Genomic DNA, 18,685 nt, shown 5'->3' with positions numbered 1-18,685 from the left:
GACCTCAGGCAGAACGGTAATTGTCGACCATGCGATACCGGCGCGCGTACAGGCCGAAGGCCAGTGCCGCCAGAAACGCGAAGGCCGCGAAGAAGAACATCAGAAATGCCGCCTCACTGAGTCCAGTATCGGCGATGTGGGAGGTCACCGTCGCATTGCGTACCGCCACGTTCGACAGCAGCACCCATAGATTGCCCACCGTGGTGGTCAGGTACCAGAAGCTCATCACCACGCCCTTCATCGACGGCGGTGCCTGGCTGTAGGCGAACTCGATCCCGGTGGCCGACACCAGCACCTCGCCGAAGGTCAGCAGCGCATAGGGCAGGATCTGCCAGGCGATATGCATCGGCTCGCCGCCGTCCATGCTGATCTGGATGGCACCGACCGTGATCCAGGCCAGGCCGCCGAAGGCGATGCCGCAAGTCATGCGACGCAGCGCGGTCGGCTCCCAGCCGCCACGCCGCAGCAGCGGATACAGCACCAGATTGTTGAACGGGATCAGCAGCATCACCAGCAGCGGATTGAGCGCCTGCATCTGCGAGGCGGTGAACCAGGCCGGCATCGTCATCTCGCGCCCCTGCAGCACCCAGGTGGAGGCCTTCTGGTCGAACAGCGAGAAGAACGGCGTCACCAGCGCGAAGATCACCAGCACCCGCAGCAGCGCGCGCACGCCTTCGACCGCGGTATCGGGATGGACGCCACGCGCACGCTCCAGCTGCCACCAGGTGCCGCCACCGATGCCGGCCAGCAACAGCACCAGCGCCATGCACAGGCAGATGACGATGCCGAGCTGGTCGACCAGCGCGACGCAGGCCAGCGCCAGCAGCACCGAGACGATTGCCAGCATCAGGCCCGGACGGCCCTGCCCCGGCGCCTGGGCCAGCAATGCAGTGCGCACCACCGTACCGAAGCCGTGCGGATCCTTCGGCGGCAACGGCACCCGCACATAGCGCCTGCGGCCCAGCCAGAACACCAGCGTGGCCACGAACATCAGGATGCCGGGAATGCCGAACGCCCACGCCGGGCCGAGATGCTTCAGCGCCAGCGGGATCAACAAGGAGGCAAACAACGAGCCGAAGTTGATGATCCAGTAGAAGCCGTCGAACACCACCTTGGCCAGGTGCTTGTTGGATTGGTCGAACTGGTCGCCCATGAACGAGGCCACCAGCGGCTTGATGCCGCCCGCACCCAGCGCAATCAAGCCCAGCCCGAGGAAGAATCCGCTGCGGCTGCCTTCGAACAGCGCCAGGCAGGCATGGCCGGCGCAATACACCAGGCTGAACCACAGGATGGTGTTGTATTTGCCGAAGAAGCGATCGGCCAGCCAACCGCCGAGTAGCGGGAAGAAAAACACCCCGATCATGAAACTGTGCAGGATGTGCTTGGCCTCGGCCTCACGGCCGGGCCCGCTGACTTCCTGCAACAGCAGCGAGGTGATCAGGAACTGCACCAGGATGTTGCGCATCCCGTAGAAGCTGAAACGCTCGCAGGCTTCGTTGCCGATGATGAAGGGAATCTGGCGCGGCAGCCGCGCACCGGCAGTGGGGCCCGGCAAGGTGGAAGTGGTCAAGGGCAGTCCGGTCGAGCGAAAAAAACACGCGCTATCGTACCGGCGGCTGCCGGTTGGCCGCCATCGCGACCATGGGATAAGGCCACGGGCGCGCCGCCGCATGCGTCGAGCACCGCGCCTGGCAGGCGTTGAGTGCGGACCCGGCGGGCGGGTTGCTGCCGTTGCGGCACACCTGGCCAGTGACTCGGCCCAGGCGTGCCGTCCCGCCGTCGATGCACCGCAACCACGCCGATCACACGCAAGTCATGACGCAGTGCAGATTGGCCTGCTGCGCCGGCTCGGCTACATTGCAAACGTTTTCCTGGAACACTGGACCGCTGGATGCCCCGCTTCACCCGCCTGGCCCTGAGCCTGCTGCTGACCACCTGCCCCGCCGCACTGGCCGCCGAACCGTTGACCACCCAGGCCGAGCGTAGCGGGTTCGCACAAACCGGACGCTACGACGAAGTCATCGCGCTCTGCGATGCCTTTGCACAGCGCTACCCGCAGGCGGTGCGCTGCATCGAATTCGGCACCACCCCGGAAGGCCGGCCGATGAAGGCGCTGGTCGTCTCCACCAGCGGGGCACTGGATGCAGGCAGCGCTGCGCAACGCACGTTGCCGGTGGTGCTGGTGCAAGGCGGCATCCATGCCGGCGAGATCGACGGCAAGGACGCGGGGTTTCTGGCCCTGCGCGAATTGCTGGACGGCAAGATCGGCAAAGGCGTGCTCGACAAACTGGTCTGGGTGTTCGTGCCGGTGTTCAACGTCGACGGCCACGAGCGCTTCGGCGCCTGGAACCGGCCCAATCAGCGCGGCCCCGCACAGATGGGCTGGCGCACCACCGCGCAGAACCTCAACCTCAATCGCGACTACCTCAAGGCCGACGCACCGGAAATGCAGGCGATGCTGCGGCTGGTGCAGCAATGGGATCCGCTGATGTATGTGGACCTGCACGTCACCGATGGCGCCAAGTTCGAACACGACGTGTCTGTGCAGGTGGAGCCCGTGCACGCCGGCGATGCCACGCTGCAACGCGACGGCACGCGCTGGCGCGATGCGGTGATTGCCGACCTGGCCAAGCAGGGCTCGCTGCCGCTGCCGTATTACCCCTCGTTCGTGCACGAGGACGACCCGACCTCAGGCTTTGCCGACGACGTGTCGCCGCCGCGTTTTTCGCATGGCTATTTCCTGCTGCGCAACCGCTTCGGCATGCTGGTGGAAACGCATTCGTGGAAGACCTACCCGGTACGTGTGCGCGTCACCCGCAACGCGATCGTGTCGGTGCTGCAGCAGGCCGCGCGCAACGGTGCCAGATGGCGCGCCGATGCACTGGCGGCCGATCAGCGTGCAACCAAATTGGCTGGCGAGATGGAGCCGTTGAGCTTCGCTGCCGGCCCCGCCGCACGCACCGTGGCCTTCCGTGGCTACGCCTACACGCGCACGCCCTCGCCGATTTCCGGCGCGTTGATGACGCGCTACGACGAGACCAGGCCACAGCTCTGGAAGGTGCCGTTACGCGACCAGATCAAACCCGACGTGGTGGTCGACGCGCCACGCGGCGGCTACCTGGTGCCTGCCGCGCAAGCGGCCCTGGTGGCGGAGAAACTGCGCCTGCACGGCATCGCCTTCGACACCATCGCCACCGCCGGCACCCATCCGGTACAGAGCTTCCGTGCCGACACCGCCACGTTTGCCGCGCGCTCCAACGAAGGCCACCAGAACCTGGCAATCACCGGGCAGTGGCGCGATGACACCCGCACCGTGCCGGCCGGCTCCTTGTTCGTGCCGATCGCCCAGCCCAGGTCGCGCCTGGTGATGGCAATGCTGGAACCGCAGGCGCCGGATTCGCTGCTGCAATGGGGCCAGTTCAACACCGCGTTCGAGCGCAAGGAATACATGGAGGATTACGTAGCTGAAGAGGTCGCGCGCGACATGCTCGAACGCGACCCGGCAGTGAAGGCGCAATTCGAACAGCGCCTGGCCAGCGACGCGGCCTTCGCGGCCGACCCGAAGGCACGCCTGGAATTCTTCGCTCGCCTGCATGCCTCCTGGGACGAGCGCTACCGCCTGTATCCGGTGTTACGCACCGCGCAGACGCAGTTCTGACGCGGCACCGATTCCGGCCAACACCTCGGCGCGCACGCGCGCCCTTCGAACACGGGCAGTGCGCTGCCCTCCCCTGATTGCAACCGCACCACAAGGACCACTCGTGCCACATCCCGATATGAAACCGTTTACAAATTCCCGGCCACGCCGTCTCGCGCTCGCCATCGCCGTTGGCGCCAGCGTCGCGTTTGCCGCCCCGCTCGGCGCACAGACCGCCGCTGCAGCGCAGCCGTGGATGGACACCGCCCTGACCGCGGACCAGCGTGCCGACCGCCTGCTCGCGCAGATGAGCGAAGACGAAAAATTCCAGATGCTGCGCAGCTACTTCGGCCTGGGCACCGACAAGATTCCCAAGCCCGAAGGCGCGCTGGGCTCGGCCGGCTATGTCCCCGGCATCCCGCGCCTGGGCGTCCCGGCGCAGCAACTGGCTGATGCCGGCGTGGGCGTGACCAATCCCGGCGGCATCCGCAAGGGCGACTTCGCCACCGCCATGCCGTCCGGCCCGTCCACGGCATCGAGCTGGAATCCGCAGCTGGCGTATGCCGGCGGCAAGACCATGGGCCGCGAATCCTGGCAACAGGGCTTCAATGTGCTGCTGGCCGGCAGCGTCAACCTGCAGCGCGACCCGCGCAACGGGCGCAATTTCGAATATGCCGGCGAAGACCCGCTGCTGGCCGGCACCATGGTGGGCGAGTCGATCCGCGGCGTGCAGAGCGAGCACGTGCTGTCGACGATGAAGCACTACGCGCTCAACGACATGGAGACGCGCCGCAATTTCCATAGCGCGGAGATCGGCGAGCAGGCGATGTACGAATCGGATCTGCTGGCGTTCGAGATTGCGCTGAAGATCGGCGACCCCGCCTCGGTGATGTGCTCCTACAACAAGATCAACGGCATCTACGGCTGCGAGCACGATTACCTGCTCAACCAGGTGCTCAAGCAGGAATGGAAATACCCCGGCTATGTGATGTCCGACTGGGGTGGCGTGCACAGCGGCTCCAAGGCGGCCTTGGCCGGACTGGATCAGCAATCGGCAGGCGAAGTGTTCGATGCGGCGGTGTTCTTCGACGCGCCGTTGCGCATGGCGGTGTCGGCCGGCGTGGTGCCGCGCGCGCGTTTCGACGACATGGTCAAGCGCGTGCTGCGCAGCCTGTTCGCGCATGGCGCGTTCGATCATCCGACCCAGCGCCAGCCGATCGATGGCAAGGCCGGGCTGCTGTCGGCGCAGCATGTCGCCGAAGAAGGCAGCGTGCTGCTGCGTAACGAGCAGGCCACCTTGCCACTGTCCACGGACGTGCGCCGCATCGCGGTGATCGGTGGCTACGCCGACAAGGGCGTGATGTCCGGCGGCGGTTCCTCGCGGGTGGACTACACCATCAACGGCGGCAACGCCGTGCCCGGCATCACCCCGACCACCTGGCCGGGCCCGGTGATCATCCATCCGTCCTCGCCGCTGCAGGCACTGCGCGCCGCGTTGCCGAACGTGCAGATCGATTATGTCGACGGCAAGGACCGCGCTGCCGCGGCACGCGCGGCCAAGGCCGCCGATGTGGCGATCGTGTTCGCCACCCAATGGTCGGCCGAATCGGTGGACCTGCCGGACATGCAATTGCCCGACAACCAGGACGCCCTGATCGAGGCGGTGGCCAAGGCCAACCCCAGGACCACCGTGGTGCTGGAAACCAACGGCCCGGTGCGCATGCCCTGGGCCGAGCGCGTGCCGGCGGTGCTGCAGGCGTGGTATCCGGGCATCGGCGGCGGCGAAGCCATCGCCAACCTGCTGACCGGCAAGGTCAATCCCTCCGGCCATCTGCCGGTGACCTGGCCGGTGGACGAGTCGCAGCTGCCGCGCCCGTCGATTCCGGGCCTGGGCTTCAAGCCGGCCAAGCCGGGCGAAGACACGATCGACTACGCCATCGAAGGCGCCAACGTCGGCTACAAATGGTTCGCCGCGCGCAAGCTGACCCCGCGCTACCCGTTTGGCCATGGCCTGTCGTACACCCAGTTCCGCATGGGCGGGCTGCGCGTGGACGCCGACGGCAACCAGCTCACGGCGAACTTCGAGGTGGAAAACATCGGCCCGCGCGAAGGCGCCGCCGTGCCGCAGCTCTACGTCACCCTGCCCGACGGCCACGCCACCCCGCTGCGCCTGATCGGCTGGCAGAAACTCACGCTCAAGCCGGGCGAAAAGCGCAACGTGCAGGTGATCGCCGAACCCAAGACGCTGGCCGACTTCGATGCCAAGGCACGCCACTGGACGATTGCCGCCGGCACCTATCGCGTGCAGCTGGCGCGTTCGGCAGGCGAACCAGTGCAGAGTGCGGAGGTCACCTTGCAGGCGGCGCAGCTGCCGTAATTGCGTGCCGCGGCGGGCATGCAGTGCGCGTGTCCGTCGCGCCGTCTTCTCCCGTGGACGGCATGCACCCGCCACCACGAAGAATTTGTGCCAGATGCGTTGACAGCGCCGCGCGTAACTTGCACAATTCGCCTCCTGAGTCGCCCAGGTGGCGGAATTGGTAGACGCACTAGCTTCAGGTGCTAGCGGGGGCAACTTCGTGGAGGTTCGAGTCCTCTCCTGGGCACCACGACTCACGGTAGATCGTAAAAAACCCCGCTCAGGCGGGGTTTTTTGCGTCTGGGCCATGCGATGGGACGAAGGACTGTCGGTGGTGGCGCGCATGCCGATCGGCTGCGCTGCAAGCGTGCGCCGCGCGTGACTTTCGACACGCGACCACGTGTTGCGGCTGTGGCGACCATGTTCGACGCCTGCACGACAGATGCCGATGGAAGGCCCGCTGGATGCAAGGCTTGACGCCAAACGTCCACGATCAAGGCCAATGCCAATCTGCGTTACAGCCAGGTGGAAGCACCAGAAACAAACAGATGAGGTCTCACAACTTCATGCCAGATCACTGTTTCCCAGGTGGCGCGGGCATGTCCTTGATGCGCTGCCGGATGGCGCTCGAACGGGCGAGATCTCCGCTTGCCTCATACGCCTCGGCAAGGCTGTCCAGCGCATTACTGGACGCCGGAAATAGCAACACGTTGAGCGCGAACACACGAATCGCCGCATCTGCGCCGAGATTGGACACAGCGGTGTAGCCCGTCGTGTTGACCACAGCCTCGAGTTGATCGAGGGGGATGCTCCTGTCGGCACGCAGTGCATCGGCCAACAGCTGCGTGTCGTGATCGACAGGCGACTGCAGCGCGAAGGCGATGAGTGTCTCCGACACGGCTTCGGCGGGAAACGTCTGTGGCGCGATGGCGGCCATGATGCTGTCGACCAGCACCCGGGACCACACCCCGCGCGTGCTGCCATTGGTCAGGTAAACGATGGTGTAGCTATCGCCATCCAGGGCATCGGCGAACAGCAGGCGCACCCTCACCCGCGCGCCGCCATCATGACCGACGTGCCGATAGGCACCACTTGCGCCAACCTCCCAGCCGCCGGCAAACCAGCCGCGCTGCCCATTGGTCAGCAGCTGCGGTTGCCAGAGCTGCCGCAGGGCTGGCTTGCCGACCAACTTTCCATCTCGCATCGCTTCGATGAACGTCGCCAGATCGTCGATGCTGGCGTACAGCTCGGCATGCCCGAGGGCGTAATCGGGCCAGGCGATCTCCGGCTCTTTCTGCAGTTTTTCGTCCTTGCCAATGTAGGCACTGACGACCGCATCAGCCGGCAATCGGGAGCGTCCGAGAAAGGTATGCGCCAGCTTTAACGGCTCGAGGATCCGCTCGGAGACGATCTGCGAATACGGCTTGCGGTAATGCGCCTGGAGCAGTTGCGACAGCACCAGATAGTTGGTGTTGATGTAGCGGGTGCTGCTACCCGGCGAAAACAGCAGAGGTTGGTTGCCAAGCACAGCAAAGACGGCCTGCGCAGTGGCAGGAAACGATGCGTTTGTCCCAGGCGCGCCGCTCATCTGCGCCTCGGTGAAATATTCTGGCAACCCGGAGGTGTGGTTGAGCAGCTGACGCACCGTGACCTTGTGCCAGCGCTGGGGCAGATCTGGCAGGTAGACCCGGGCGGGTCGGTCCAGATCGATTTGCCTGGCCTCGACCAACTGCATGATCAAGGTGCTCACCAGCAGCTTGCTCACCGAAAACACAGGAAATATCTGCTCAGGCATCACCGGCTGCTGACTGTCGAGGTCGGCAAGTCCATCGCCACCGCGAAACAGCACCTTGCCATTGTGGGAGACGTACGCAGCCTGCCCTACGATGCCGTAGCGCTGCCGATTAAGCTGCATCTGCTGTGTCACCTTGTCGCTCGATTCATCGGCCAAGGCGATCAACGGCAACCACAGCGACAGAAGAAGCACAGTCTGCAGCAGACGCCCAATTGCCGGCGCTACATGCGGTAACTCACGATGACGCTGGGCCTCTTGATTCAGCGTGAGCCGGCCTTGGCGCTGCATCGTATGCATGAGGCAGAAAGACTGCGGTAAACCGGTCGCTGAAGGCGTCACTGCCATTGAACTGCTCCCACTTGGAGAGCGTCAGTCTAGAGCCTGTTGACAAGCACAGCACGATTGTTAGAGCGGCTCACAAACCGTAGCGAGCACCCGACTGGTGGGGGTGAGCGCAGGGGTTTTGTCAGCTGCCTTTTTTGGATGCAGTCAGAATCCCACGTCAAATACTGCGTCGGTCAAGGCTGCAGGGCCCTCACCGCCCCAAACGGTTCGTTGGTTGCTTTGCGAAGCGCTACGCAACCGACCATCCCGACTGGCTCTTGCCCGCCCACCGTCGCGGGACCTTACGCGGCATGGATGCCGCGTAAGCGCCTACACGGACGTACTTGCGGCGTGTCCCGCGATGGTGGGCGGGCAAGGGCCCCGCAGCCAAGTCGCAGATCATTCGCTCTGCACTGGACCGACGTGAGGTCGTTGTCTTAGCCGATGTCAGAACGGCCAAGCGCCTTGTCAGCCGGCGCCTAATGCCCCCCGGCCGCCGCTGCGCCGCCCGCACCTGCACCGAACGGCGGCTTGGCCAGCCACAGGAAGAAGATGATCGCCAGGAACGTCCAGCCGAGCAGGTAGAAGATGTCGTTGAAGCCCATCTGCGAGGCCTGGTGATTGATCATGTTGTTCAGCGATGCTGCGCCGCGTTGCAGGTCGCCCTGCCCCATCGCGGTGACCTGCTCCTGCATCCCCGGCGTATACACCGAGATGTGTTCGGTGATGTGCGCGTGGTGCACCTGGGTGCGACGTGCCCATAGATAGGTGGTCAACGATGCGGCAAAACTGCCGCCCAGGGTGCGCAGGAAGGTGGCCAGGCCTGACCCTGCCGCGATCTCGCGACCGTCCAGGTCCGAGAGCAGAATCTGCAGCACCGGCATGAAGAACAGGGCCACGCCCACGCCCATCACCAACTGGACCGTGGCCACATGGCCGAAGTCCACCTGCAGGTTGAAGTTGGAGCGCAGGAAGCTGGTGAACGACAGGAAGATGAAGGCAACGGTGGCGAGCATGCGCAGGTCGAACCGCAGCGCGTACTTGCCCACGAACGGCGTCATCAACACCGGCAGGATGCCGATCGGCGCAGTGGCAAGGCCGGCCCAGATCGCGGTGTAGCCCATGTCGCGTTGCAGCCATTGCGGGATCAGCAGGCTCACGCTGAAGAACGCCGCATACGCCACCACCATCGCCAGGGTGCCGGCGCGGAAGTTGCGGTGCCGGAACAGCTTGAGATCGACGATGGGGTCCTTGTCGGTGAGCTCCCAGATCACGAACACCACCAGCGCTACCGCGGCAACGCAGGCCAGCACCACGATCTTGTCGGAGGAGAACCAGTCCTCGTCGTTGCCCAGGTCCAGCACCAGCTGCAGCGCACCGACGCCGACCACCAGCAGGATCAGGCCGATGTAGTCCATGCGCGGTTTTTCCAGCTGCTCGGGACGATGCCGCAGCTGCGAGCCGACGATGCTGCTGGCGATGATGCCCAGCGGCACGTTGATCAGGAAGATCCATTCCCAGCTGTAGTTGTCGGTGATCCAGCCGCCCAGGATCGGCCCGGCAATCGGTGCCACCACGGTGATCATTGCCAGCAGGGCGAGCGCCTGCCCGCGTTTTTCGCGCGGGTAGATCGACACCAGCAGGCTCTGGGTGATCGGGTACATCGGTCCGGCAACAAACCCCTGCAGCGCACGCGACACCACCAGCATGCCCATGCTCTGGGCCAGGCCGCACAGCAACGAGGCAATGGTGAAGGCCAGCGTCGACCACACGAACAGCTTGGTCTCACCGAAGCGGCGGCTCAGCCAGCCGGTCAGCGGCAGGGCGATCGCGGTGCTGACCGCGAACGAGGTGATGACCCAGGTCGCCTGCTGCGAGCTGGCGCCGAGATTGCCGGCGATGGTCGGCAACGAGACGTTGGCGATGGTGGTGTCCAGCACCTGCATGAACGAGGCCATCGCCAGGCCCACGGTGCACAGCGCCACGCTCGCCGGGCGAAAGCCGGCGGCGGGCGCGGGTGCCGAGGGACCGCCTGGCGCGGTGGGAGCTTGCGAAGACATGCTGGCTCAGCCCGCCTTGGACGCAGCCTGCGCAGGCAGGTTGTCCTGGATGATGCGTTGGATGTCCGCGTCGGCGGCCTGCAACTGCTGCGCATACACGTCGGTGGAGAACACCGCGCCATTGGCGAACTTGGTCGGCAGCACGCTGCCCTGCTGGTCGTGCAGGTTGACGTCGACCTTCATCGACAAGCCGATGCGCAGCGGATTGCCGGCCAGTTGCTTGGCATCCACCGCGATGCGCACCGGCACGCGCTGCACGATCTTGATCCAGTTGCCGCTGGCGTTTTGCGCCGGCAACAACGAGAACGCGCTGCCGGTGCCCAGGCCCAGGCTCTCGATGCGGCCGGTGTAGTTCACGCCGCCGCCGTACAGATCCGAATGCAGTTCCACTTCCTGGCCCAGGCGCATGTGCTTGAGCTGGGTTTCCTTGAAGTTGGCTTCCACCCACACCTGTTCCAGCGGCACCACCGCCATCAGCACGCTGCCGGGCTGCACGCGCTGGCCCAGCTGCGCCGAACGGCGCGCCACGTAGCCGGACACCGGCGCAATCACCCCGGTGCGGGCATGGTTGAGATAGGCCTGGCGCAGCTGTGCGGCGGCGGTCTGCACGTCGGGCTGGTTGGCCACCGCGCTATCGTCCACCAGCGCGCGGTTGCGTTCGAAGCTCTCGCGCGAACCGCTCACTGCCGCTTCGGCAGCGGCCAGCTCTTCGCGGGCATGCGCCAGTTCTTCGCTGGAGATCGCGCCGCTGGCGGCCAGATCCTTGCGGCGCGCGAAGTCGGCACGCGCGCTGCGCAGGCTCACCTCGCGCGAAGACAGGTCGGCCTGCGCGCCTTCCACGCTGCGGTACAGACCACGCACCTGGCGCACGGTCTTGGCCAGGTTGGCCTCGGCCTGCTGCAACGCGACCGCGGTGTCGGCCGGGTCCAGCTGCACCAGCAACTGGCCGCGCTCCACGCGCATGCCGTCTTCGGCGCCGATGCTGACCACGGTGCCGCCGACCATCGGGGTGATCTGCACCTGGTTGCCCTGCACGTAGGCGTCGTCGGTGTCTTCGTGCCAGCGGCCGACCAGCAGGTACCACACCACAAGACCGATGATCGCCAGGATCACCACAATGGCCACGATGCGCAGCGCCGCGCGGCGCTTGCTGGGCGCGGCCGGCGCAGGTTGGGAAGAAGTTGGAGTCGTCTGGCTCATCGTCGCTGTCTCAGGAATTCGGTTGTGCGGAAGTGGTCTCGGCGTGTGCGGTATCGCGCGAAGGTTCCGGCGTGAATCCGCCGCCCAGGGCACGCTGCAACCTCACCGAGGCCAACAGTTGTTGCGATTGCAGGCTGGCCATGCGCTCGCGCGCGGTGAGCAATTGCTCCTGCACGCTGAGCACTTCCAGATAGCTGCCGATGCCGGCGTGGTAGCGCTGTTGGGCAAGCGCGAAGGCGGCCAACACGGTCTGCACGGCGTCGTCCTGCGCGCGTGTGCGCTGCTCCAGCGAACGCACCGCGTTGACCTGGTCGGCCACCTCGCGCAGGGCGTCGATCACCTTCTGGTTGTAATCGGCCACCGCCAGGTCGTACTGCGCATCGCTGCCGGCCAGATTGGCGCGCAGCTTGCCGCCATCGAAGATCGGCAGGCTCAGCGCCGGCGCAACCACGCCAAGTACCGAGGCGCTTTCCAGCAACTGGCCGACGTCGCGATTCACCACCCCGCCCAGTGCAGTGATGTTGAAGCTGGGGTAGAAGCGGGTCTTGGCCGCGGCGATGTCCTGATTGGCCGCCTCCACGCGCCAGCGCGCGGCGACCACATCGGGACGGCGGCCCAGCAGGTCGGCCGGCAGGTTGCTGGGCAGCTGCGCGGCGATGGCCGCGCCCAGCGTCGGGCGAGCGATCTCCAGCCCGCGATCCGGGCCCTGCCCGACCAGGGCGGCCAGCGCGTTGCGCGCCTGGTCGATCTGCTGCTGCGCCGACTGCAGCTGCTGCTGCGCCGACGGCACGCGGGCCTGCGCCTGGCGCACCTGCAGATCGCTGTCGATGCCGGCGCTGCGGCGTTGCCGGGTGAGGTCCAGGGTCTTCTGCGCGCGGGTCAATTCATCGTTGGCCACGTCGTGCAGGCGCCATGCATAGTCGAGCTGCGCATAGGCCTCGGCAATCGCCGCCGACAGGTTCAGGCGTGCCGCCTGTGCATCCACGTCGGCCGCATGCGCCTGGTCAACCGCCGCTTCCCAGGTGGCGCGCTTGCCGCCCCACAGGTCCACGCCGTAGCGGAAGTCCAGCACCACCTGCGCGCTGCCGGCATAGCTGCCGCCGCGCTCCTCGCCCACCATCGATTCGGGCAACTGCAGGCCGGTGTAGCCGCCGGAGACCGACAGGCTGGGGCCGCGATCGGCCTGGGCGGTACCGATGCGTGCCTGCGCCTGGCGCAGGCGTGCGTCGGCCGCGGCCAGGCTGGGGCTGTGCTGCAGGCCTTCGGCAATCAGCGCATTCAATTGCGCATCGCCCAAGGCGCGCCACCAGTCGCTGGTCGGCCAGGCGGCCGGGCTCAGGTTGGCCTGGGCGAGGGTGCGCTCGGCATGCAGCGCGCCCGGCTCCAGCACGGTGCCCTGCGGGGCAAGCCCGCGGCTGCTGGCGCAGGCGGCCAGCGCCAGCGTCAGCGCAGTGAGGACGAGCGGCCGCGCAAGCTGCGTGGACCGCAGGCGCAGCATCTGAATCGGGGAACTAGCAGCGTTCATGAGTTGAGTGCATCGCGGACACGGATGAGGAGAGAGGTGAGTTGCTCGCGCTCGGGCGGGGCCAGATCGCGCAGGCCATGCTCGATGGCGCGTTCGCCGCGCAGCTTCAGGCGCTCCCACAGCGCCACGCCCTGTTCGGTCATGACGATCTGCAGCGCACGCCGGTCCTGCGCATGCGGCTCGCGTCGCACCGCACCGAGCGCTTCGAGCTTGTCGAGCAGGCGGGTGACCGCGCTCGGGGTCTGGTCCAGCGCCAGCGCCAGCTCGTTGGCCGTGCAGGGCGAGCGCACCGCCAGGATCTTCAGGCCGACGTAGTGGCTGAAGCCGAAGTCCGGCAGCTCGCCCTTCATTTCGGCATCGAGCTGGCGCATCAGCGCGTCACGCACCTGGCGCAACAGCAGCCCGAACGACGGCGAGGTGGTGGTGAGGTCATTCATGGCGGGCTATTTTCTTCCGAAAAATATATTTGTCAACGCAAATATCCCGGAAGGGATTAAACCGCCAGCAAGGATCGCCACCTTACGCGGCTGAACGCCTGGCCTGGTAATACAATTGCGCCAATGACTGTCGAAAACCCGCCAACCACGGTCGATGCGCTGCCGCCCGGTGTGCGGGACAGCTTCGAGTGGGCCGACGGACCGGAGGTGATCGCGTTCCTGGCCAATCTGCGCGCGGTATGGGCGCCGGAGGCGGTCCGGCACGCCCATGTCCGCGGGCAATTGATGTACGTGGAGCACGGCGTGCTGACGGTGCATACCGAGCAGGGGACCCTGTCGCTGCCGCCGGGCTGCGCCGGCTGGATGCCGCCCGGGCAGCAGCACACCGTGGAGCTGGCCGGGCCGCTGCGCGGCTGGGGCGTGGTGGTCCGGCCGGATGCCTGCGCTGCGCTGCCCGCGCAAGGCGGGGTGATCCGCCTGACTGCACTCGCCCGCGAGGTGATCATGCGCGCAGCCGACTGGCCCCTGGGTCAGCCATTGGACCCCGCGCGGCAACGCCTGGCCGCGGTGCTGCTGGACGAGCTGCGGCAGGTGCAGATCGACCACCTGCACCTGCCGATGCCGGCCGACCGCCGGCTGCTGCGCATCGCCCGGCAGTTGCTGGAGACGCCGGCCGACCCGCGCCCGCTGGATGCCTGGGCCGACTGGGGCGGGCTGTCGGCGCGCAGCCTGAGCCGGCATTTCCGCAGCGAGACCGGGTTGAGTTTCGCGCAATGGCGGCAGCAGGCCCGGCTGGCGGAAGCACTGCGGCGGCTCGGCCAGGGCAGCCCGGTCGCCCAGGTCGCCGACCAGCTCGGATACAGCAGCCCCAGCGCCTTCGTCAGTGTGTTTCACCGCCATTTCGGCGCCCCACCCACGCGTTATCTGGCCGGCACGCATGCGCGCGGCTTGGCATCCCCCGCCGCATCCGGATAATCGGCGCTCTTCGAGCGCGCGCCACGGCGCGGGCTCCTCTTTCGTAGGACCTGGCTTTACATGACCGATCTGACCCGCCCCACCTTCCACGGCTTCGAGCAGCTGCCGCTGCGCGAGTACGCCGAACGCGCCTATCTCGACTATTCGATGTACGTGGTGCTCGACCGCGCCCTGCCGTTCCTGGGTGACGGCCTGAAGCCGGTGCAGCGGCGCATCATCTTCGCGATGAGCGAGCTGGGCCTGAATGCCGCGGCCAAGCCGAAGAAATCCGCGCGCACCGTGGGCGATGTGATCGGTAAGTACCATCCGCACGGCGACAGCGCCTGCTACGAAGCGCTGGTGCTGATGGCGCAGCCGTTCTCCTACCGTTACCCGCTGATCGAGGGCCAGGGCAACTTCGGCTCCACCGACGACCCCAAGTCGTTCGCGGCGATGCGTTACACCGAATCCAAGCTGACCCCGATCGCCGAGGTGCTGCTGGGCGAGATCAGCCAGGGCACCACCGATTGGGCGCCCAACTTCGACGGCACGCTGGAGGAGCCGACCTGGCTGCCGGCGCGCCTGCCGCACCTGTTGCTCAACGGCACCACCGGCATTGCCGTCGGCATGGCCACCGATGTGCCGCCGCACAACCTCAACGAGATCGTCAGCGCGCTGCTGCGCCTGCTCGACAATCCCGATGCCACGGTTGCCGAACTGTGCGAACACGTGCTCGGCCCGGACTACCCGACCACCGCCGAAATCATCACCCCGGTGGCCGACCTGCGCGCAATCTACGAGACCGGCCACGGCAGCGTGCGCGCACGTGCCACCTACAAGAAAGAACACGCCAACATCGTCATCGACGCGCTGCCGTACCAGGTCTCGCCGTCCAAGGTGATCGAGCAGATCGCCCAGCAGATGCGCGCCAAGAAACTGCCGTGGCTGGAAGACATCCGCGACGAGTCCGACCACACCAGCCCGGTGCGGGTGGTGCTGGTGCCGCGCTCCAACCGTGTCGACGCCGAACAGTTGATGGGCCACCTGTTCGTCACCACCGATCTTGAGCGCAGTTACCGCGTCAACCTCAATGTGATCGGCCTGGACGGCCGCCCGCAGGTAAAGAACCTGCGCCAGTTGCTGAGCGAGTGGCTGACCTTCCGCAGCGACACCGTCACCCGCCGCCTCAACCATCGCCTGCAGAAGGTCGAGCGCCGCCTGCACCTGTTGGAAGGCTTGTTGACCGCCTTCCTCAACCTGGATGAAGTGATCCGTATCGTCCGCAGCGAGGACGAGCCCAAGCCGGTCCTGATCGCGCGCTTCGCGCTCAGCGAAGAGCAGGCCGAATACATCCTGGAAACCAAGCTGCGCCAGCTGGCGCGCCTGGAAGAAATGAAGATCCGCGGCGAGCAGGAAGCACTGGCCAAGGAACGCGCACAGATCCTGGCCATCCTGGAAAGCAAGACCAAGCTGAAGAAGCTGATCAAGGACGAACTGACCGCCGACGCCAAGAAGTTCGGCGACGCGCGTCGCTCGCCGCTGGTGCAGCGTGGCGCCGCCCAGGCGATCGATGAAACCGAGATGGTCGCCAGCGAACCGATGACCGTGGTGCTGTCGGAAAAGGGCTGGGTACGCGCGGCCAAGGGCCACGAGGTCGATCCGGCCGGCATGTCGTATCGCGAAGGCGACAGCCTGCTGGCGGCGGTGCGCAGCCGCAGCACGCATCAGGTGGCCTTCCTGGATTCGGAAGGCCGCGCCTATTCGACTGCGGTGCACACCCTGCCCTCGGCACGCGGCAACGGCGAACCGTTGACCGGCCGTTTCTCGCCGGCCTCGGGCGCGGCATTCCAGGTCATGGCCAGTGCCGACAACGCCACCCGCTTCGTGCTGGCGTCCTCGCATGGCTACGGCTTCGTCACCCGCTTCGAAAACCTCACCGGTCGCAACAAGGCCGGCAAGGCGATGCTCAACCTGACCACCGGCGCGCATGTGCTGACGCCTGCGCAGGTGACCAACCCGCAGAGCGACCGCATCGTGGCCGTCACCAGCGCCGGCAATCTGCTGGCGGTGACGGCCAGCGATGTGCCCGAACTGGACAAGGGCAAAGGCAACAAGATCATCGACATCCCCAAGGCCAAGCTTGGCACCGAGCGCGTGGTCGCGGTGGTGGCGGTGGCACCGGGCAACACGCTGCTGGTGCGCAGCGGCGCACGCACCATGAGCCTGTCGTTCAAGGATCTGGATGTGTATGTGGGCGCGCGCGCGAGTCGCGGGGCGTTGTTGCCGCGTGGCTGGCAAAAGGTGGACGGGTTGGAAGTGCAGTAACGGCTGTTCACCGACGCGCGCGTTCGACGCTGCCGCTGCCTCGATTTACTGAGGCGCGGCAGAAGGTCGACGGGTTGGAGTGCAACGGTGATGCGCTGACGCGCCGCGCGATGGCGCGTTGGCCGTGCGGTCTTGGGCGACCCACAAAACTACCGCCAGCTGGACGCTGCCGGCTTTAGGGCATCGCGACCTCGGCCGGGTTGGTTTGCAACGGCGAGGCTACGCTGAGGCTCAGGCTCTGCATCGCCTTGAGAGGTAACCGAACGATGCAGATGCGTCGGTTGTGGAGCGGCTGATCTGCGGCTTGGCTGCAGTGCCCTTGTCCGCCCACCATCGCGGGACACGCTGCGAGTACGTCCTTGTAAGCTCTTACGTGGCATCCATGTCGCGTAAGGTCCCGCGACGCTGGGCGGGCAAGGACCAGTCGAGAGGGTCGGTGTGCATGGTAAGCGCAGTAAATGTCGCGCGGCGGTGCGGTATGGTCTGAGCGGCTCATTTCGATCTGCACTGCCACTGTCATTCCGACAACACGTCACTCGTCAACGCAAACCGGCAAGACACCATCATGGACACAGCATTCTGGTTGCAACGCTGGCAGAACGGTCAGACCGGCTTCCATCAGGACGAGGTGATGCCGCTGCTGCAAAAACATTGGCCGGCCTTGCAATTGCCGACGGCTGCCCGCGTGCTGGTGCCGTTGTGCGGCAAGACGCTGGACCTGCACTGGTTGGCCGCCCAGGGGCATCGTGTGCTTGGTGTGGAGCTGTCGCCGCTGGCGGTGACGCACTTCTTCGATGACGCCGGCCTGCAACCGCAGCGACACACCAGCCGCGCGGGCGAGCACTTCATCGCCGGCCCGATCGAAATCATCTGCGGCGACGCATTTGCACTGGAGCCAGGCATGCTGGCCGGTTGCAGCGCCGTCTACGACCGCGCCGCATTGATCGCCCTGCCTGCCGGCCTGCGCCAACGCTATCTGCACAGCGTGTACGCGCAGCTGCCTGCGGGATGCCGCGGCCTGTTGATCACCCTGGACTATCCGCAGGCCGAAAAGGCCGGCCCGCCGTTTTCGGTGGACGCTGCCGAGGTGCACACCCTGTTCGGCACGCAATGGCAGGTGCAGCAACTGGAACACCGCGACATCCTCGACCAGGAGCCGCGCTTCCGTGCCGATGGCGTCACTGCCCTGTCGACCGGCGTGTATCGCCTGCAGCGCAACTGATTGTCCCTGGCAAACGCTCCGTCGTAGCCGGACCATGCCGTCACGGCAGTCGGCCGCCGCATGCGCCGCACGATCGGCGCCTTGCGAGCCGATCACCAACCGCGCGGCATTGCGCCACGCAGCGGTGTTGCCGAACGGTGTGACGCGCCAGGCGGCATGCTGCAGTAGACAGCCGGCAGCCGGCCCAGACCACGCGGCGATGGCAATGCACAGCACAACCCGGCACCCGCGGCTGCAAACCTGCGCTGCGCCCGCTCGGCGGCTGCGCAGCGCAGGTCACCGGGCTCAGCCGGCGACATGCCCCTTGTCGATTTTCGAGGTCTGATACAGCTCCAGACCGATGCGCTTGATCAGGCCGAGCTGCTGCTCCAGCCACCAGGCGTGGTCTTCCTCGGTGTCCTGCAGCTGCTTGAGCAGGATGTCGCGGCTGACGTAATCGCCGTGCTCTTCGCACAGCTTCATGCCGGCGGCGAGATTGGCGCGCACTTCGTATTCCACGACCAGATCGCGCTCGAGCATTTCCACCACGGTCTTGCCGGGCGCAAACTCGGCCGGCCGCATGTCCGGGTCGCCTTCCAGGAACAGGATGCGCCGCAGCAACGCGTCGGCGTGCTCGGTCTCCTCTTCCATTTCGTGGTTGATGCGCTCGTACAGCGCCATCAGGCCCTGGTCCTCGTAACGGCGCGAGTGCAGGAAATACTGGTCGCGTGCCGCCAGTTCGCCGCGCAGCAGCTGTTTGAGGTAGTCGACGACTTCGGGATGGCCTTTCATGATGTGCTCCAGCGACGCAATGCGCGCATGGTGCCCTAACCCGCCGGGCAATGATCTAATCGGAATCACTTTCAGTTGC

12 protein-coding genes and 1 tRNA gene are annotated in these 18,685 nt (G+C 66.2%); 6 read left to right on the top strand and 7 right to left on the bottom strand.

The window, feature by feature from the left end; genetic code table 11:
* Positions 1-4 precede the first annotated feature (4 nt).
* Positions 5-1,570 (bottom strand): POT-type proton-dependent oligopeptide transporter, encoded by a 1,566-nt coding sequence (locus CPBF1521_RS07535; protein WP_115676617.1) that lies wholly within the window; start codon positions 1,568-1,570, stop codon positions 5-7.
* A gap of 321 nt (positions 1,571-1,891) precedes the next feature.
* Here CPBF1521_RS07535 and CPBF1521_RS07530 point away from each other — a divergent pair, with 321 nt between their 5' ends.
* From CPBF1521_RS07530 to CPBF1521_RS07520, 3 genes are all read left to right on the top strand, one after another.
* Positions 1,892-3,658, top strand: a complete 1,767-nt coding sequence (locus tag CPBF1521_RS07530) for a M14 family metallopeptidase (RefSeq protein ID WP_115676616.1) — start codon at positions 1,892-1,894, stop codon at positions 3,656-3,658.
* 118 nt (positions 3,659-3,776) lie between these two features.
* On the top strand, positions 3,777-6,014 hold the full coding sequence (locus CPBF1521_RS07525; protein WP_115676615.1) for a beta-glucosidase family protein: 2,238 nt from the start codon (positions 3,777-3,779) through the stop codon (positions 6,012-6,014).
* Positions 6,015-6,156: 142 nt separating this feature from the next.
* Positions 6,157-6,243: transfer RNA gene (locus CPBF1521_RS07520), tRNA-Leu, on the top strand.
* A 324-nt stretch (positions 6,244-6,567) separates the two neighbouring features.
* Here the strand turns inward: CPBF1521_RS07520 and CPBF1521_RS07515 are convergent.
* From CPBF1521_RS07515 to CPBF1521_RS07495, 5 genes are all read right to left on the bottom strand, one after another.
* A complete protein-coding gene (locus CPBF1521_RS07515) occupies positions 6,568-8,133 on the bottom strand; it encodes a serine hydrolase domain-containing protein (RefSeq protein ID WP_235858413.1) in 1,566 nt (521 codons plus the stop codon).
* Positions 8,134-8,591: 458 nt separating this feature from the next.
* Positions 8,592-10,172 (bottom strand): DHA2 family efflux MFS transporter permease subunit, encoded by a 1,581-nt coding sequence (locus CPBF1521_RS07510; RefSeq protein WP_104583372.1) that lies wholly within the window; start codon positions 10,170-10,172, stop codon positions 8,592-8,594.
* 6 nt (positions 10,173-10,178) lie between these two features.
* Positions 10,179-11,372 (bottom strand): HlyD/EmrA/EmrK family protein, encoded by a 1,194-nt coding sequence (locus CPBF1521_RS07505; protein ID WP_104648359.1) that lies wholly within the window; start codon positions 11,370-11,372, stop codon positions 10,179-10,181.
* Between the two features lie 10 nt (positions 11,373-11,382).
* On the bottom strand, positions 11,383-12,870 hold the full coding sequence (locus tag CPBF1521_RS07500; RefSeq protein ID WP_181901203.1) for an AdeC/AdeK/OprM family multidrug efflux complex outer membrane factor: 1,488 nt from the start codon (positions 12,868-12,870) through the stop codon (positions 11,383-11,385).
* 23 nt (positions 12,871-12,893) lie between these two features.
* Complete coding sequence (locus CPBF1521_RS07495; RefSeq protein ID WP_115676612.1) at positions 12,894-13,334, bottom strand: MarR family winged helix-turn-helix transcriptional regulator; 441 nt, start codon at positions 13,332-13,334, stop codon at positions 12,894-12,896.
* Between the two features lie 123 nt (positions 13,335-13,457).
* Here CPBF1521_RS07495 and CPBF1521_RS07490 point away from each other — a divergent pair, with 123 nt between their 5' ends.
* From CPBF1521_RS07490 to CPBF1521_RS07475, 3 genes are all read left to right on the top strand, one after another.
* Entirely contained in the window at positions 13,458-14,309 is an 852-nt protein-coding gene (locus tag CPBF1521_RS07490; protein ID WP_104648357.1) for an AraC family transcriptional regulator, read from the top strand.
* Between the two features lie 60 nt (positions 14,310-14,369).
* Positions 14,370-16,613, top strand: a complete 2,244-nt coding sequence (gene parC, locus CPBF1521_RS07485) for a DNA topoisomerase IV subunit A (protein ID WP_115676611.1) — start codon at positions 14,370-14,372, stop codon at positions 16,611-16,613.
* A gap of 565 nt (positions 16,614-17,178) precedes the next feature.
* Positions 17,179-17,835 carry a thiopurine S-methyltransferase gene (locus CPBF1521_RS07475; protein WP_115676610.1) on the top strand — a complete coding sequence of 219 codons (657 nt, stop codon included), beginning with the start codon at positions 17,179-17,181 and terminating at the stop codon, positions 17,833-17,835.
* Between the two features lie 285 nt (positions 17,836-18,120).
* On the opposite strand, the gene bfr is transcribed toward CPBF1521_RS07475, so the two are convergent.
* Positions 18,121-18,606 (bottom strand): bacterioferritin, encoded by a 486-nt coding sequence (gene bfr, locus CPBF1521_RS07470; RefSeq protein ID WP_039511630.1) that lies wholly within the window; start codon positions 18,604-18,606, stop codon positions 18,121-18,123.
* Positions 18,607-18,685: the final 79 nt, after the last annotated feature.

The organism is Xanthomonas euroxanthea, from assembly GCF_900476395.1.
Lineage (GTDB): Bacteria > Pseudomonadota > Gammaproteobacteria > Xanthomonadales > Xanthomonadaceae > Xanthomonas > Xanthomonas euroxanthea.
The sequence above is the reverse complement of the archived record's forward strand: the minus strand, read 5'-3'. Positions and strand labels throughout refer to the sequence as shown.

What these genes read in the sequence shown, in the direction of transcription:
- CPBF1521_RS07530 (WP_115676616.1), top strand. Translation starts at nt 1,892, where the DNA reads ATGCCCCGCTTCACCCGCCTGGCCCTGAGCCTGCTGCTGACCACCTGC.
- CPBF1521_RS07525 (WP_115676615.1), top strand. Translation starts at nt 3,777, where the DNA reads ATGAAACCGTTTACAAATTCCCGGCCACGCCGTCTCGCGCTCGCCATC.
- CPBF1521_RS07515 (WP_235858413.1), bottom strand. Translation starts at nt 8,133, where the DNA reads ATGGCAGTGACGCCTTCAGCGACCGGTTTACCGCAGTCTTTCTGCCTC.
- CPBF1521_RS07510 (WP_104583372.1), bottom strand. Translation starts at nt 10,172, where the DNA reads ATGTCTTCGCAAGCTCCCACCGCGCCAGGCGGTCCCTCGGCACCCGCG.
- CPBF1521_RS07505 (WP_104648359.1), bottom strand. Translation starts at nt 11,372, where the DNA reads ATGAGCCAGACGACTCCAACTTCTTCCCAACCTGCGCCGGCCGCGCCC.
- CPBF1521_RS07500 (WP_181901203.1), bottom strand. Translation starts at nt 12,870, where the DNA reads ATGCTGCGCCTGCGGTCCACGCAGCTTGCGCGGCCGCTCGTCCTCACT.
- CPBF1521_RS07495 (WP_115676612.1), bottom strand. Translation starts at nt 13,334, where the DNA reads ATGAATGACCTCACCACCACCTCGCCGTCGTTCGGGCTGCTGTTGCGC.
- CPBF1521_RS07490 (WP_104648357.1), top strand. Translation starts at nt 13,458, where the DNA reads ATGACTGTCGAAAACCCGCCAACCACGGTCGATGCGCTGCCGCCCGGT.
- parC (WP_115676611.1), top strand. Translation starts at nt 14,370, where the DNA reads ATGACCGATCTGACCCGCCCCACCTTCCACGGCTTCGAGCAGCTGCCG.
- CPBF1521_RS07475 (WP_115676610.1), top strand. Translation starts at nt 17,179, where the DNA reads ATGGACACAGCATTCTGGTTGCAACGCTGGCAGAACGGTCAGACCGGC.
- bfr (WP_039511630.1), bottom strand. Translation starts at nt 18,606, where the DNA reads ATGAAAGGCCATCCCGAAGTCGTCGACTACCTCAAACAGCTGCTGCGC.